13 protein-coding genes and 2 pseudogenes are annotated in these 15,662 nt (G+C 36.1%); 6 read left to right on the top strand and 9 right to left on the bottom strand.

Translation table 11 applies throughout. The features are described from left to right. The first annotated feature begins 84 nt into the window (after nt 1-84). Nucleotides 85-291, top strand: coding sequence for a DUF3955 domain-containing protein (locus tag ESP02_RS04300; protein WP_002296638.1), 207 nt, complete (start codon nt 85-87; stop codon nt 289-291). Between the two features lie 245 nt (nt 292-536). Here ESP02_RS04300 and ESP02_RS04295 read toward each other — a convergent pair whose 3' ends face one another. The 3 genes from ESP02_RS04295 to ESP02_RS04285 form a co-directional block, all read right to left on the bottom strand. Next, nucleotides 537-1,538 (bottom strand): alpha/beta hydrolase, encoded by a 1,002-nt coding sequence (locus tag ESP02_RS04295; RefSeq protein ID WP_002374634.1) that lies wholly within the window; start codon nt 1,536-1,538, stop codon nt 537-539. 4 nt (nt 1,539-1,542) lie between these two features. Further along, nucleotides 1,543-3,456 carry an alpha/beta fold hydrolase gene (locus tag ESP02_RS04290; RefSeq protein WP_002374633.1) on the bottom strand — a complete coding sequence of 638 codons (1,914 nt, stop codon included), beginning with the start codon at nt 3,454-3,456 and terminating at the stop codon, nt 1,543-1,545. 168 nt (nt 3,457-3,624) lie between these two features. Then, a complete protein-coding gene (locus ESP02_RS04285; RefSeq protein ID WP_002374631.1) occupies nt 3,625-4,131 on the bottom strand; it encodes a cysteine hydrolase family protein in 507 nt (168 codons plus the stop codon). Between the two features lie 1,224 nt (nt 4,132-5,355). On the opposite strand from ESP02_RS04285, the pseudogene ESP02_RS04275 reads away from it, so the two are divergent. After that, nucleotides 5,356-5,547, top strand: a pseudogene (locus ESP02_RS04275) (hypothetical protein); the annotation flags it as partial. Nucleotides 5,548-5,731: 184 nt separating this feature from the next. Here ESP02_RS04275 and ESP02_RS04270 read toward each other — a convergent pair. Beyond that, nucleotides 5,732-6,113: pseudogene (locus ESP02_RS04270) on the bottom strand (abortive infection protein); the annotation flags it as partial. Nucleotides 6,114-6,293: 180 nt separating this feature from the next. Between ESP02_RS04270 and ESP02_RS04265 the strand changes: the two are divergent. Next, on the top strand, nt 6,294-7,181 hold the full coding sequence (locus ESP02_RS04265; RefSeq protein WP_002374620.1) for a peptidyl-prolyl cis-trans isomerase: 888 nt from the start codon (nt 6,294-6,296) through the stop codon (nt 7,179-7,181). Nucleotides 7,182-7,346: 165 nt separating this feature from the next. On the opposite strand, the gene ESP02_RS04260 is transcribed toward ESP02_RS04265, so the two are convergent. From ESP02_RS04260 to ESP02_RS04245, 4 genes are all read right to left on the bottom strand, one after another. Further along, nucleotides 7,347-9,140 (bottom strand): glycoside hydrolase family 2 protein, encoded by a 1,794-nt coding sequence (locus ESP02_RS04260; RefSeq protein ID WP_002374618.1) that lies wholly within the window; start codon nt 9,138-9,140, stop codon nt 7,347-7,349. A gap of 16 nt (nt 9,141-9,156) precedes the next feature. Then, nucleotides 9,157-9,987, bottom strand: a complete 831-nt coding sequence (locus tag ESP02_RS04255; RefSeq protein ID WP_002374616.1) for a carbohydrate ABC transporter permease — start codon at nt 9,985-9,987, stop codon at nt 9,157-9,159. A gap of 10 nt (nt 9,988-9,997) precedes the next feature. Continuing rightward, a complete protein-coding gene (locus ESP02_RS04250; RefSeq protein ID WP_373307767.1) occupies nt 9,998-10,825 on the bottom strand; it encodes a carbohydrate ABC transporter permease in 828 nt (275 codons plus the stop codon). A 99-nt stretch (nt 10,826-10,924) separates the two neighbouring features. Beyond that, a complete protein-coding gene (locus ESP02_RS04245) occupies nt 10,925-12,169 on the bottom strand; it encodes an ABC transporter substrate-binding protein (protein WP_038398959.1) in 1,245 nt (414 codons plus the stop codon). Between the two features lie 208 nt (nt 12,170-12,377). On the opposite strand from ESP02_RS04245, the gene ESP02_RS04240 reads away from it, so the two are divergent. Then, a complete protein-coding gene (locus tag ESP02_RS04240) occupies nt 12,378-13,304 on the top strand; it encodes a transcriptional regulator (RefSeq protein WP_002374610.1) in 927 nt (308 codons plus the stop codon). Nucleotides 13,305-13,381: 77 nt separating this feature from the next. Here ESP02_RS04240 and ESP02_RS04235 read toward each other — a convergent pair whose 3' ends face one another. Then, the gene (locus ESP02_RS04235) at nt 13,382-14,191 is read right to left on the bottom strand and encodes a glycerophosphodiester phosphodiesterase family protein (RefSeq protein WP_029682531.1); all 810 of its coding nucleotides are present in this window, start codon (nt 14,189-14,191) and stop codon (nt 13,382-13,384) included. Between the two features lie 578 nt (nt 14,192-14,769). On the opposite strand from ESP02_RS04235, the gene ESP02_RS04230 reads away from it, so the two are divergent. After that, the gene (locus ESP02_RS04230; protein ID WP_002289418.1) at nt 14,770-14,985 is read left to right on the top strand and encodes a DUF378 domain-containing protein; all 216 of its coding nucleotides are present in this window, start codon (nt 14,770-14,772) and stop codon (nt 14,983-14,985) included. Nucleotides 14,986-15,122: 137 nt separating this feature from the next. Beyond that, the gene (locus ESP02_RS04225) at nt 15,123-15,608 is read left to right on the top strand and encodes a hypothetical protein (protein WP_025478505.1); all 486 of its coding nucleotides are present in this window, start codon (nt 15,123-15,125) and stop codon (nt 15,606-15,608) included. Nucleotides 15,609-15,662 lie beyond the last annotated feature (54 nt).

Raw genomic sequence — 15,662 nt, 5'->3', positions numbered from 1 at the left:
TTTTGTTCACATTCTAACAAACTTGTCACATTTATGGATTCTTAATCTATCTATCCTATAATTATAAAAAAGGAGGTGCTGCGTATGAAAGCTATTCATATTTCTTTGCTTTTTTTCGCTAGTGCATTGATTTTATTTGCTATTCATCTTTGTTCCCAGCCTTATATCAATAACAACGGAATATTAGTAGAACCAGCATTCTTTTGCTTACCACTCGGTTTTTTGTCTCTTCTTGCCTCCGCTGGATTCGGATTTGTTGCCTTTTTTAAACGATCGAAACAACAAATCTGACTTATAAAATTTACGTAAAAGAGACCGTGAAAAAAATCGTATCACCTTCCCTTATTCCAAATAAAATTTTTCCATAGACAACCTTTTGACAATAGGCTGAACATCTTTTTCGCGAGAGCTGATATACGGTACCTACAAGCTCTTCAGTCACAAGTCCCACTATTCATCAAACATGAGAAGCTGCTTAGTTCCTTCTGATTCGGAACTAAGCAGCTTCTTCACATCCTCTTTTACATCATGAGCGTTTATTCCTTGAAAAATGCTACTAATTTTTGGTATGTTTCTTGTGCTTGTTTATTACTAAAATCAAACTGATATTCATGGTTCAAGACAACATTTTTCTCCGTATAGTCTGCTTTTGTGACTTCCACTCCTGCTTTTTCAAATATAGAGGCTGTTTGTTCCATTTGTTTCGTAAACGTATTTGTGTTTCCGTCCGTCAAGAATATTTTTTGCGTCCAATGGTCTGTATGTCTAGCTAAAGCTAAATGTTTGACCTCTTCTAAACGATCAAAGTTCTTATTATCAAAATAAGCCCATCCACATTTTGCATAAAGAAAGCTAGAAATCTTATCACTTACTTGGGTAAATGCAGAAGGGTCTAGTAGTCCAGACAAAGAAACAAATTTTGTGATCTGCTTATTCTCCAAAGTTGGACCAAGTTGATCGGCTTTTTTGATTTCTTCGTTTTGAAGTGCTAACAAATACTCTCCGCTAATTTGTGCGCCTGCTGAATCGCCACCAATCGAAATATTCGACCAATCCGCTTGCTCTCTTATCTCTTTTTTGGCTGCTTGAATGGCTTCATTCAATTGGATAACTGGTGTAGGATGCTTTGCTTCAGGCGATCGTTCATAATCAATATTTACGACGATCTGCTGCGTGTCTGAACATAGATATTCCAAATAATCACGACAATCGTTTTTATCCCCTCCTACATATGCGCCTCCATGCATCCAGAAAAGGATTGGCAACTTTTTCTTCTCCGTTTTCGGTGTGTAGATATCCATATGATTGTTTTTGTACTTTGAAGGATAAGATATTTCTTTATTTCTATCGATTTGTTTGATTTTTTGTTGGAAATCGTCTGGTCTGGCATATACTTGTTCTTTTTCACTTGTGTCAAATTGTTTTCTAACAAGCAAACTAATCGGCTTTGGTGTGATTTGATTAATCAAAAATACAGTGACTAAAATAACTACGATGATAACTGGCACTGCAATCACTATTCGCTTGAACCACTTCATTCATTTACCCTCTCTTTCTTCGCCAAATCCATGTGATAATCGTGCTAGCAGACAAAAATCCACCTGAATAAATGAGAAGCGAATGTTTCTTTTCTCCAGTTTTCGGCAACATTCTTTTTTTTGTATCTGTCTTTTTTTGTACTTTCACTGTCATCTGAATCGGTTGCGTATCATCACTTGATTGATCATCTCGAGGTTCATTCTTTCCCTTATTGTCTGCATTCTCTGTCGGATCTTGTTTTTTTGGTGGAGCTACTGGGATTTTTTTGTAATGGTAAATAATAGTTGGTATCGTTTCGTTAAAAACCCCTTCAGTCGGTCCTTCAACATTTGCTAATTCGTATCCTTCGAATGTCTTTTGCTCTGTCGCATAATTCTCTCCATAAGCTCCGTAAAGCTGGATTTCGTCCTGGTCTTTGAGTAGACTTTTATTGTTTTCATCCACATACTTTACGTTTATCTGATCATGGAACACTACTTTCAAAAAGTCCGTTACATGTTTCGTGTAGGCAGCATGGTCAACTTCCTGTGCCTTTCCATGCCCTGCTCCTTCTACCAGTAAAAGGTCTTTATATCCTCCTGCTAACTCATATAATTTTTGCGCGTTAGACACAGGTACTACATCATCTGCCGTTCCATGGATGATCAATTTAGGCAATGAACCAGACATCCCAATCGTAGGTAGAGCGGCTGTTGGATCCAAATGCATCTCCTGATCAAAATAATATTGTTTCAAAAGCCCCATAAACAAATCTTCATGCTCTTGATCCCCAATGATGTCTAACTGATTTTTTATGGCATCCGGTAATGCGGGAACTACTGTCTGGCTATACGTAAAACGTAGTTGTTCATCGATTGATGCAAATCCGCAATTTTCAATAATTCCTTTGACATTGACTGGTATATCTTTTGCTAATACAGACATCATCGTAGCTGCTCCCATGGAACCACCATACAGCAGGATCTTTTGAGATGGACGTTCTCGAACTTCTTGATTGATCCAGTAAAGGACATCATCTGATTCATATTGTCCATAGGTTACATAATCGCCTCCACTGTTACCAGTCGCTCTGGAATCAACAAATAATAAATTATACCCTGCCTTATAAAAATCATTGTATTCTTCTGTAACGATTCCATTATTCCAATTCCCACGAAATCCGCCATGGATCATGACTGTTTTATCTGAACCCCGGTCGACATAGTAAGCATACACATCCATCATTTTGCCGTCTTGTTTGTTTAGTACAGTTTGATGAAGTTGTTTTGTATTTGGATAGAAGTCTGTGTTTTCTGCAGGCGTCGTACCATCATCTGTACCTCCAAGCATCGACATCAACACACTATTTTTAGAAAAAGCGATATCATACAATAGATAAGTAGCAATCAGATGTTTGATAATCTCTTTATCTACACCATAATCATTAACAGCAAGCTCAGTGACTAATAACTTTATTAATTTTGACTTGATGTCTTCTGCTGGTCCATTAAGTATTTCTGTCATCTGTTTACCGAAGTAATTCAAATATTTTTTACCATTGAAATTTTCGCCTTTACCGATATCATCATTTTCTGACTCATTCTCTTTGTCATTTGCTTTAGCAGAAGAGGATTCGTCGTTTGGCGTTTTTGTAGCTGTTGCTTCATCTGTTTGTTGGTTATCTGTGGTAGCGGTCGTTTCTTGATCTGAGCTAGTAACAGATGTCTCAGCCGTTGTTTCAGTACTTGTTTCTGTTTGTGAAGTACTCGATTTCGTTTCATTTCTAGCATCAGTTGTTTCCATGGTTTCGACCTCCCTAGATCCCGATTCGGAAAAGATACTCTCTCCATATACTGACCATTGCGGGACATTTGTACTTACAGCAAATAAGACGACCAACGCTCCCTTTAACACTTGTTTTGTTCTCAATCGATTCACTCCTTTTTATGATTCTAGGAGAATTATATGTAAACGCAAACATTTTTTATACAAAAAATAAACGGTTTATCCCATAAAAATAGAACAGGATCATTTTCTCAATTTACGTAACAAAGCAGAATGGATAAACCAGTATCCATTCTGCTTTTCTTTAAACGATGAAATAACTTATTGCTCCAAAAATGTCAGAAATCGTTTATCCCAAATTTTCTCGTAAAAGGCGATTGTTTCCTTTGCTTTCATAAAAGGATGATCATAAGTCGTCGCTGCTCCTCTGCACATCATAAGCTGGTATCCTAATCCATGAGCAAACTTCACAGTCGTATCTATACAATACTCTGTTTGTGCCCCACATAATTCGATCGAATGACAGTCCAATTCAGTTAATAACATACTCAGATTAGTCTTATAAAATGAATTCGCATGGGTTTTTCTCACAAAATAACTGTGTTCAGGAATAGATAATTCCGACAATAGCTCCCATGGTTTTGTTCCTGGTACTAATTGATCATCTTCGTGTTGAACGAAAATAACTGGCTTTCCAATCGTTTCGTATGTTTTGATTCTTTTATTCACTAATGCTGTCACTGTTTCTAATTCGTGTATCGGCGAAGAATCAAAACATACCCCTTTTTGTAAATCGATCACTACTAATGCGTCGGCTGTGTTTGACATACGTATGCCTTCTTTCTTTTTTCTAGTTCTTTCTTCTAATGATGTTTCGTTTACTACTATTTTCCATTTTATGGTTAGAAATCAAAAAAATATATTCCATTTTCTGATTTTTTTATTGGGGTTCCTTTGATAGCATTTCTTATCTCGTTCGTTCCTTTATACGTGACAACATTTTCTTATTTTACACCTCTAAATGGCATTTTTCGACTATTTCTTCATGTTATTATTTCATAAATATTTAGCTATGGAGGAATGTATCATGATTAAATTATATACAGGTTCTGGTTGCTCGTCTTCTAGACGTGCAAAACGTTGGCATGTTTAAAGAAAAACCATTTATAGAAGATATCTTGAAAAGATAGAGAAAACAAAAAACAACCGCTTTCAGTTGACTACTGAGCAGTTGTTATCTTATGAAGTAAAAATTATTATACTATCATTCTATCACTAATTCTTTTCTTTATTTTCCATGTCTCTTTTTAAAGCTTTTATGTCGAGTTTTAATAAAATCAATCAATTACTTCTATACTAATAGATCAATGTCCACATCTTTTTGAACCAGTAGGTACCTTACTTACTATGAAATTTCTCAAGTATTAAAAACATCAAAAACGTATGCTCTGCTGCCTGTATCATAATAATTAAAATAGATACAACTAATTTTTGTTTCTTTCGTCTAAAGGATAATTTTTAGGCAATACATTCTGTTTACTAGCACGTCAAATGACACTAGCGATTATGACTTCAAAACAACTGTTTGTGATTTTTTCTCTTTTAAAACAAGTCACATGTTATATTAAATTCGTAAATACGTATATTACAATTTATTTTAAGAGGCGGACATCAAGAAAAAACATTATTAAAAAGTTTGCTATTATCAACCTTGTTACTAACTTTTGGATCAACAATTCTCCCAACTGGAATTGTTTTTGCTAGCGAACAAAATATCATCGAAAATACTAGTTATTCTAACGATGATAACTTGAATGTATCTATAGAAAAGACGAGAACGGTCATCTTATGATAGTAAAAATGGAAACAAAAGCTCGTGCTAATGTTGCAACGTGGGAAGCATGGCAATATCCCAGTAAATGCAATCGCTCGACTATAAAACAAAAATTGTAATAGCTGGGTAGGATTTTACAAACGAACTGGCTATGACAGAGCGAGAAGAGCTGTGACCACTGATTATAAAATAGAGTAAATAATACAAAAGGAGAACCTATGAAAGCTAAAATAGATTTATTCTACGAAAAACATCCTTATCTTTCCCTTCTAATCAATTTGTTGTTAGGTAGTATTATCGGAATTTCTGTTGAATATTTACTAAATAAAGACTTTATAGTTTCTGGTTTCTATACGGTATTGTTTTTAAGTCTTCTTGAAGCTTTTTCAATTTACAGGAAATCCAAAAAAAAAAAAATAAATAACTTCAAAGTCTCTTTTATTAGAAGGGACTTTTTGTTGCTTATAGCAGGTACTAAAGTATACTCTGTTGATCTCCATATAACATTTTAAATATGGATAATCATTAATAGCTATATAGTTATTGATAAACAGCAGTGTATTTCTTCATCCGCTTTGTTTTATATGCATAGAGTCCCACCGCAATAAATAAAATAAAACTCGTGATCAGCGGCACAATATTTGCGTTTCCTGAATCTAACCGATACGCTCCCATCAAATATAATGGACTAGTAATAAGCAGAAACACTCCAATTCCAACAACGAGACCTCCCACTAAATATCCCCAGTCTTTTCCTCGTCCAGAAATACCATTCCACTTTTTTCCCTTCTACCTTACTAGCAAGAAATAAAGCTAGTAAAAAAACAACTAAATGTCCAACCGTACCAGCAATTGCTCCAATCCATTCACTACCTCCAAGAAACATATCCGCAAGTGCATTATTGACAAGAATACCTGAAACAAAACCAACTAAGACTATTAAAACAGATACAATCAACCGAATAATCCTGATCATCTTTCATCCCTCCTTTATATTAAGTGTAACAACCCCTTTCTTGTCTCGTGAAAACTATGTAAATGTTCTCCCTCATAGAGAGAAAAGATTTTTACGAACTAAGAATATCTACAGCAACCTTACGAAAATGAAAGACTGTCTGCCTGGTTCTTCTGTTAGACTGTCTTTAATAAGGAAAGGATGGGAAATTTTTTGAAAAAACAACTACTGATTATGTGCCTTTCAGCATTTGCTATTTTGCTATTCTCAGGTTGTCGCAAGTCCAATGAAACAATTGCAACGTTTAAAGGTGGAACACTTACAGTTCAGGATTTTTATGATAACCCAAAAGTTAAATCAAACAATCAAACACTATTAAAAAAAATGATCGTCTTCAAAGCATTTGATGATGTATACGGAAAAGAGATTTCTTCAAAGGAAGTAACAAAAGAATATAATGAACAAATCAAAAAACTTGGTCCAAACTACAAGGAACAATTAAAAGCAGTTGGCCAAACGGAAGAGACATATAAGAAACTTTTGAAACAGATGCTGGATTTCCAGTACGGTTTGAAAGCCAATGTAAAATTAACAGATAAAGAGCTAGACACTGCTTGGAAAGAATTCCATCCAGAAGTTAGTACACAGATCATCCCATTTTCGACTAAAGAAGAAGCAGATAAAGCAAAAAAAGAAGCAAACGAAGGGGAAAATTTCTCCAAGCTTGTTCAAGCTTATGGAAAAAATAAAACACTAAAGGAAACTGATGGAAAAATGAATTTTGATTCAACCAATCCAGGGATTCCTACTGAAGTAAAAAAAGCAGCATTTCAATTAAACAACGGGGAAGTTTCTGATATCATTCCTGTAACAGATCCAACGACTTATCAGCAAAGCTATTATCTAGTAAAAATGGTAAAAAAACAGGATAAAGGTTCCAATAAAGATAAATACAAATCAGAGCTAGAAAAAATCGCCACGGAAACAAAAACTCTTGATACGGAATTCATGGACAAAACAATCCATAAAGTGATGAAAAAAGACAATGTAACTATTAAAGATCCTTATGTAAAAAATATATTCAACTAAACAAGTTTGACCCAATTGGGGATGTGGCAAAAGTGATGGCACATCCCCTTATTTGAATAAATAGTATTCAAAAACAATAAAATTTAAGTAGCTATTTTTCTGTTTTGCTTCTCTAATATTCAGAACAGAACACTGTTTTCACTGCCTCTGTCGTCTGTTTTATTATTATTCTAGGTACGGCGTACGGAAAGAATTATTGATTTTTTTTATTTCCTTCAAGTCACATTTTGGTTGTCGATCATAGGTCAACAAGCCATTGATTTCTTGTTCTACATCTGTCAATTGCGTATAACAAAATCCCCAAAGCCCCTTTGATCTATATACAGCATTTATGATTCGCCGGTAGTTTTTGATGAAATCAATCTCATTTTTCACAGAGGTATATCCCCAACCTTTTTGCCCAGAAAAATCAAAACCAATGCCGCCGAATTCGGTCAACAAAATGGGCTGACCTTGATATATAAACCCGTTAGCAAATATTGGCCACGGAGTAGACGGTCGATTAAGCAAATCTTCTCTTGTACTTAAGGTTGTGACGAAATCTTGATACTTATCTTCCTCTTTTTCCTCTCCATGTCCATAATGATGGATGGCACAAATATCTGTCTCCGTCATTGCCCAGCCATCATTTGAAATAACAAGACGAGTCGTATCCAGACTATGCAGATAATGGTACAGCGATTGGGAAAAATGCTGTTGCTGGCGGTCAAACGAAATTTTAGGTACTCCCCAGCTTTCATTGATCGGTACCCATGTAACAATACACGGATGATTATAATCGCGATCAACGATTTCTGTCCATTCCTGCATCAAACGTTTGCTGGAATCATGTGTAAACACAGCAGGTGCCGCACATTCTCCCCAAACAAGGTAGCCAAGTTTATCCGCCCAATAGAGGAATCTGGGATCTTCCGTCTTTTGGTGTTTGCGGCAGCCGTTAAACCCCATTTCTTTTGCGACTTGGATATCTTTTGCTAATGCATCATCAGTCGGGGCAGTCATTAAACCAGTTGGCCAATATCCTTGATCCAATATTAGCTTCTGATAGTACGGTTTATTGTTAAGATAAATCATTCCGTTTTCTTGATGTATCTTTCTCAGACCAAAATAGCTGGAAACAACATCTTTTATGTTTTCTTTTTGCTTCAATACAAATTCTACATCAAATAAATTGGGTGTCTCTGGTGTCCAAGACCAACCTTCATGATGGAAATTGGTTCGAAAAATATAGTTCTGCAACAGGTCAACAGTCAGTATGACTCTTTTTTCGACAAAAGAATGGGACAATTTTGCGACAATTCTCCCTTTAAAAGCAATACAGCAATCGACAGTTAATCCTTCTCTAAATTCATTTAGTTCCAACTCAGCTACAACTTTTCCTTCATCGAATAGTGTGGTGAATCTCAAGTGAGAAAAATAAACATCTTCCACCACTTCCAGCCAGACAGTTTGCCATATACCCGTTGAATTGGTGTACCAGATTCCCTCAGGTTTTTCTTGCCAAAATTGCTTTCCGCGCGGAATACTCTCATCTTTATGAGGATCTTCTGCTCTTACTGATAGTTGCTGATGCTTTTCATTTGTCAAATAATCGGTTATATCAAACGAAAAAGAGGTATGTCCACCGCTATGTCGTCCGACATGATGTCCGTTCACAAATATATCCGCATAATAATCTACAGCGCCAAAATGAAGGATTGCTCTCTGACCATCCTGTTTGTTTATGTCAAATTCACGGTAGTACCAAACAATATCATGAGGCGTTTGATCATTTATCCCACTTTCCAGGCATTGATATACAAAAGGAACAAGGATTTTCTGATCATAATATTTCGGATGGCTCCCCCATTTTTCTTTCATTCCAACACATTGATCATCAAACGCAAAAAGCCATTCTCCATTCAGATTCTGCCATTTTTTTCTAACAAATTGTGGTCTTGGATACTCGGTTTTATTCATCAAAACGTACCTTCCTTTACTTGATCCCGCTTTGTAGGGACATTGATTTCATAAAGCTTTTCTGTGCGACTAAATAAAGTGCGAATGTAGGAACAAGCGCCAACAACGCGCCTGCAGCACCTATCCCTGGGTAGGTCAGATATTGACCTTGCAGCAGCTGTAATCCTGGTGTAATTGGCAATTTATCTATATCATTGATAACGATAGAAGGCCAAAGAAAATCATTCCATGAACTGGTAAAACTGAATAAAGCAACGACTGTCAAAATAGGTTTGATCAAAGGCAGGATGATATAATAAAAGATTTGAAATTCATTTGCTCCATCAACAACTGCCGATTCGTCTAGCTCTTTTGGGATTCCAAGAATAAATTGCCTCACTAAAAAAATATTGTAGACACCTGCTGCACCAGGAACGATGACAGCCATAAACGTATTCGTCCAACCAAGCATATCAATGATCTTAAAATTAGGGATAAGATTCATTACTGTTGGAAACATCATCGTGCCTAAAAGAAGAGAAAAAATCACCTCTCGACCTTTAAAAGATAGACGAGTATAGCCGTATGCAGACATAGATACGATAAAAAGTACTAATAGCATATGCGAAAGTGAAATAATCAGCGAATTGACAAACCATCGAAAAACGGGAGACGATTCATTACCCATCAGCTGCAAATAGTTTGCTAAAGTCCATTGCTGTGGTAACAAACTGAAACCTGTTGCTTGGATCTCCATTTCTGGTTTGAAGGAAGTGAAGACAGCCCAGATCAAAGGGAACAACCAAATGATACAAACAGCTAGAAGCAAGAAAAAAGCGATTTTTTTACCTAGTTTATTTTCTTTCATTTTCTGTCCTCTACTTTTCTAGTTTTTTCATGCTTACAAACTGGAATATAGATACGATCATGATAGCTAACCCTAAAAGAACAGCCATCGCGGAGGACATTCCCGCTACTGATGTACTGCTTCCAAAAGCATTTTCCTGAATATACATCATCAAGACGCGTGTTGAATTATTTGGGCCACCCCCTGTCAGCATCAAAGGCTGCCCATAAATATTAAACTGAGCAATCGTCGTCATAACTGTCGTAAACAACAATTGATTTTTGATAGACGGGAGAGAAATCTTGAAAAATTTAGTGACGTTGTTTGCACCATCCAACTCTGCTGCTTCTAGCAATTCTCGGGAAACATTGCTAAGCGCTGCAGTATAGATGATGAGATTACCTCCTGCTGTCCACCAAATCGTTACAGCTACTATCGCTAACCAAGCCCATGGTTGCGTACCTGTTAAATGAACATCAAATCCAAAGAGCTCTTTGATAGGTCCAAAAGAAAGACTAAGTAAAAACCCCCAGATGATCATTACAGCTGAAATAGCGAATAATGTAGGCAAGTAAAGAATGGATTGAAAAAAACGGGCAAGTCTTGGTTTAGCTGATAACGCTGCGGCTAAACCTAATGGAATCACGATACATAGCGGAACTGACAGTAAAGCAAAAAGCATCGTGTTTTTGAATCCATTGATGAATTGAGTATGATAAATAGAATCTGTATCCCATAGCAACGTCCGAAAGTTATCTAATCCAACAAATACAGGCTGACTGTATAGATTCCATTCTGTCATTGATACGTAAATACCAATCATTGCTAGAATAAGAAAAAATAGGACAAATAAAAGCATATGCGGACCAATAAATAAAGCAGGCCACACACTTATTTTCCCTTTGTTCTTCAATATTTGTGCACTCCTCTCACTTCAGATTTGTTCGATTTCTTTCGGTTACTTCATTTTTTCATCCACTACTTTTTGGATTTCTTCAAAAGTTTCTTTAATATCCGCCTTTCCGGTAATCATATTCCAAGAACGATTATCATACTCAGCAAATACATAAGAAAGACCATCTTGATCGTTTACCGATAAAGCTTCCTGACCCTTTTCAGTCGCCAATAAAAATGATTGAGGCATATCCGTATACGATTCATTCTCTAACATAGCTAATGAAGTAGGGTTTGCTCCTGATTTGATCCATTCCAATTGATTGCTTTGCAACCAAGTCAAAAATTCGACCATACCAGCTTTTTTATCGTCCGAACGTTCCTCTCTCGTTTTGAACATTGCGAATTGATCAACACCTGTTCCTTGAACAAGATTTTCTGCATCCCATTGTGGTGTGAAGGTCGCTCCCCATTGAAAATCACTAATTTTTTCCATTTGTCCCAACATCCACGTTCCTTCTGGTAAGAAGAGGAGTCTTTGATTCAAAAATAATTTATTTGCATCCTCACCTTCTGGAACCATCAACTTATTATCATGAAGCTTTTTGAATTCTTCTACTGTTCGATACGAATGTTCATTGTTTATATCGATGTTATTCCCGCTGTCTAGCCATTCTCCTCCCATCTGCTGATAAAGGTTCGAATAGTTCTGCATCCCCCAAGTATACCCATAACTATATATCCCATCTTCTTTTGCTTTTTGTCCGGCTTCTTCTATCTCTTGGTAGGTGATGATCTCATCATCTAACGCTTGAGGATGGTATTTTTCTACTAGATCCTTATTGTAATACATGATCCACGAGCCCATCGTTGCTGGGATACCATATTGATCCTCTTCTAATTTTCCTACTTCCCAAGCAATTTCTACATAATTCTCTTTTTTTAATTCTGTATCCGCTATCATTTCATTCCAAGTTTCAAGCATGTCCTGATTCTTATAAGTAGGAAGGGCTTCGGATGCAACAAGCGCAATATCTGGGACTCCTCTTCCTGATTTTCCAGCAGTAGTGAGCCGAGAAGTAAATGTATCAGCAGCCATTGAAACAAATTTTACAGGGAAATCGGGGTTTGTTCGATTATATTCGTCGATATTCTTTTTTATCTTCTCCCCATCTGGTCCCGTAGCAGAAGACCATAAAAGAATCTCATTTTTGTTTCCTGAAGAAGTATTTCCCTCACCGCAAGCAGCTAAACCGGTTGTTACAAGTGTTGCTACAGATAATGCCATCCATTGTTTTCTTAACTTCATTTTCCTCTCTCCTTTTTAGTCAACTCTTTCGTTTACTTTTTATCAAACAACTTGTTTATTAAATCATAACACATGAAAGAAAACGCTGTCAAAAGGATATTAAAAGGATTAAAAACAGTAAACTAAATGGTTTATATTTACATTTGGTTTGTACAAAAGTTCTATATATAGTAAACTTGAAACGAAATAAAAAGAAAGGAGATCCGCCATGGAACTCTCCCTTGATCTAGATTCACTTCTTGTTTACAAGGCACTATCAGCAGAAACTCGATTAATCATATTGGATAAACTAGCACAAAAACCGCAGACTTCTAGTGAACTAGCCCAACAAATGAATTTAAGCAAAGCCATCATCTCTCGGCACTTGAAAGTTCTTGAAGAAGCTTCACTTATTTCTCTTTTGGAACTTAGCGAAGTGGAGGAAGACAATCGAAAGAAGATTTATTCTTTATCCGTGGACAAAATAGAAATCCACTTCCCTCAACAAATCTATCTCCCTTATAAAAAAAAGAGCCACGAGATTGCTTTGGGTTATTTTTCGGATTTTTCTGTGCAGCCTTCTTGCGGATTAGCTAGTCCTGAAAAAGTGATTGGAAAAATGGATGACTTGCGTTCATTCGTATCAAACGAACGAGTCGATGCTTCCCTTTTGTGGTTTTCAGATGGGTATGTAGAATATATTTTTCCTAATCCTTTAGAAGCTTCTGATCAACCGGAACTATTGGATATTTCTCTAGAGCTTTCTTCTAAATTCCCAGTTTCCAACAACAACTGGCCAAGCGACATTTCCTTTTATATCAATGATGTAAAAGTTGGCACTTGGACCGCCAAAGGCAATTACTCCGACGTCCGCGGAAGATTGACGCCTGACTGGTGGGACAGTCGCTTCAGCCAATACGGTATGTTAAAGCACTTGCGCATCAATACAAAAGACACCGGGATAGATGGAGAGCAGCTATCAATAATCAATCTCTCTGATTTAAAACTGCAGCACTCCCCTTTTATCAAATTCAGAATCGGTGTCGACAAAGAGGCTAAGAACAAAGGCGGATTGACGATTTTTGGGCGCCATTTCGGTAACCACCCTCAAAATATTGTAGTTGATCTTTATTATTCACAAAAAGAAAAACATTGATTTCTCGATAAATGGTATTCATTCCATTAAAATATCCGCTTCTTTAAAAGAAACGGACATAATTAATTATTCTATTTTTATAAATCACTAGGATTGATTTCATCCGTTTCTACGATTGGAACGGATGATTTTTTTAACACTTCAAATCGTTTAACGTCATTCACACCATACACTTGATACTCGATTCCAGATTTATTTAGTTTATTGATTGTTTCTTCTGTAGCAGCATCATTAGATACTGAGAGCAACGCTTTTTTATAACTTTTTACTTGTTCAATCTCATCTTCAAGTTTATTTTTTTGGTCATATAACCAAGATACTGTGCAGTCAGGATGATTCTTTACGACTTCGTCTCGGATCTTTTTATCCGTCAGTACAAAAAATGAACGTTCATACACATTATTTTGTTTTAGCGTGTTTACGATGTCATTCACAAAATGTTCATCCTGCCAGTTTCCTTTTGAACCATCCACATTGACAATCAAGTTATTTTTTTTGATTTCCTTTACGGCTTCTTCAAAAGTAGGTATCTTAACTTTTTTATTTACGTATTCTGGATAGTTTTTCGTATCTAAATTAAACTTCTTTAGTTGTTTAATCGTGTATGTCTCTGGTTTCCCCGTTCCATCTGTTGTTCGATCCAATGTGTCATCATGCATCAAAAAATTCACGCCGTCTCTACTTGTCCGAACATCAATTTCGACTGCTTGGTAGCCTAATATTTTTGCTTGATGGATACTCTCCACCGTATTCTCAGGCGCAATAACGTGTGCACCACGATGAGCCACTAAGTAAGTTCCTTCATGTTCCAACCAATTATTCGCTAATGAAACACATCCTGTTAATAAAACAGTGAATAATATTACTATTCCAATCTTTTTTTTCACTTGCCAAATCACCTCAAAAACAAGTATAGCAAACTTAAACCTGATTAAAAAGTTATTTTAAAATGAGCTAAAAATATCCCTTATGGACTTTTTCTTCTTATTCTGTTATACTAAAGAAACACGAAAGATATTTTTATGCGACACTTTTCATTTGTTTTTATGAAATTTATTCAAAACTGGCGTAACTTCAGAGTTACAAGGATGTATTAGAGGTTAGGGAATACATCGTTTAAATGAGAAATAAGTAATAGTTAGTAATAGTCACCGAAACTTTAAATTAATGAATATTGAATCGTCAGATAGCCTTCTCGAGTTTTCGAGAAGGCTATCGTTTATTTTATGGATAAGTGAGTCCGCAAGTCATTCCTCATCGGAGCTCATCAAGTATTTCTGACTGTCAATGTTGAAAATCAGTCGTTTTGTAAGTCGATTTCTTTTTTGATTGAAGGCATTATCTGCGATACTTTTACTTATTTTTCCTCTTTTTGCATCATTCGCTAAAATTCCTGAGCGTTATATAAGCAATGTTTCTCTTTTTGATATATAATTATTTTATCATTTAAGAAAGGAGAATTCTAATGAAAACTTTAGATGCTATTGCATTAACTTTATTGATTGTGGGAGGGCTGAACTGGCTGTTGGTAGGCTTGTTCGAACTTGATTTAGTAGCTATGATTGCTGGTGGTTCAACAACTATTTTTGCGAAGATCATTTATATCGTCGTAGGTATTTGTGCGATCTACTGCTTGAAATTTTTCCCTATGATTACTAGAAAAGTTGATGAAAGATATTAGAAAGCTATAATTATTAAAAAAGCTATTATCTTCATGAACCTTCCCATTAGTGGGAAGGTTTTTTCATTTGAAGTCATCTGATTCCACACGGGAAGTGGTATACTGAATTAAGATAATCTATCTTAGGAGGTACCATCATGAATAAAGGGCTTTACATAGGATTGTTGGGGGTTGCACTACTTTTTTCAGCCTGTGGAAATGCTACAAAGAATTCTCTCGATGAATCTTCACTAACCAATTCAACAACTGAAGTCGGTTCGACTAAAAGTACTTCTACTGCTTCCATTACTAATACTTCTACTAGTAATGTAGATTCGCAATATAGCCAATCAAGCATTCAGTCGTCTCCCATTTCTTCAACATCTGAAATGCAGGAAAGAACTGAACCTTCTCTTCCATTGGAAAACTCTGATGAAGCACTTCTATTTCTTATTGCTCATCGTTCCGAATTACAAAGTGAAGATATCGTTACTAGCTTTTATCAAAAAATCGATAAAGATTATTTGTTCACGACTTCTAGCAAGCAGACTCGTGCCCAAGGAGGATCAGGAAGTGTCGGTTTCTATCGAGTGTCCCCAGATGGAGTGATTTCGATTACTGATGCGTACGGCACACTGTTTTGATGATATAGAAAGTTTCACATTTCTGTCTGCTCATTGTGTGTTTTAACGCTATTT

This window comes from Enterococcus sp. NBRC 3427 (genome assembly GCF_007996925.1).
Taxonomy (GTDB): Bacteria; Bacillota; Bacilli; order Lactobacillales; family Enterococcaceae; genus Enterococcus_B; species Enterococcus_B lactis.
The sequence above is the reverse complement of the archived record's forward strand: the minus strand, read 5'-3'. Positions and strand labels throughout refer to the sequence as shown.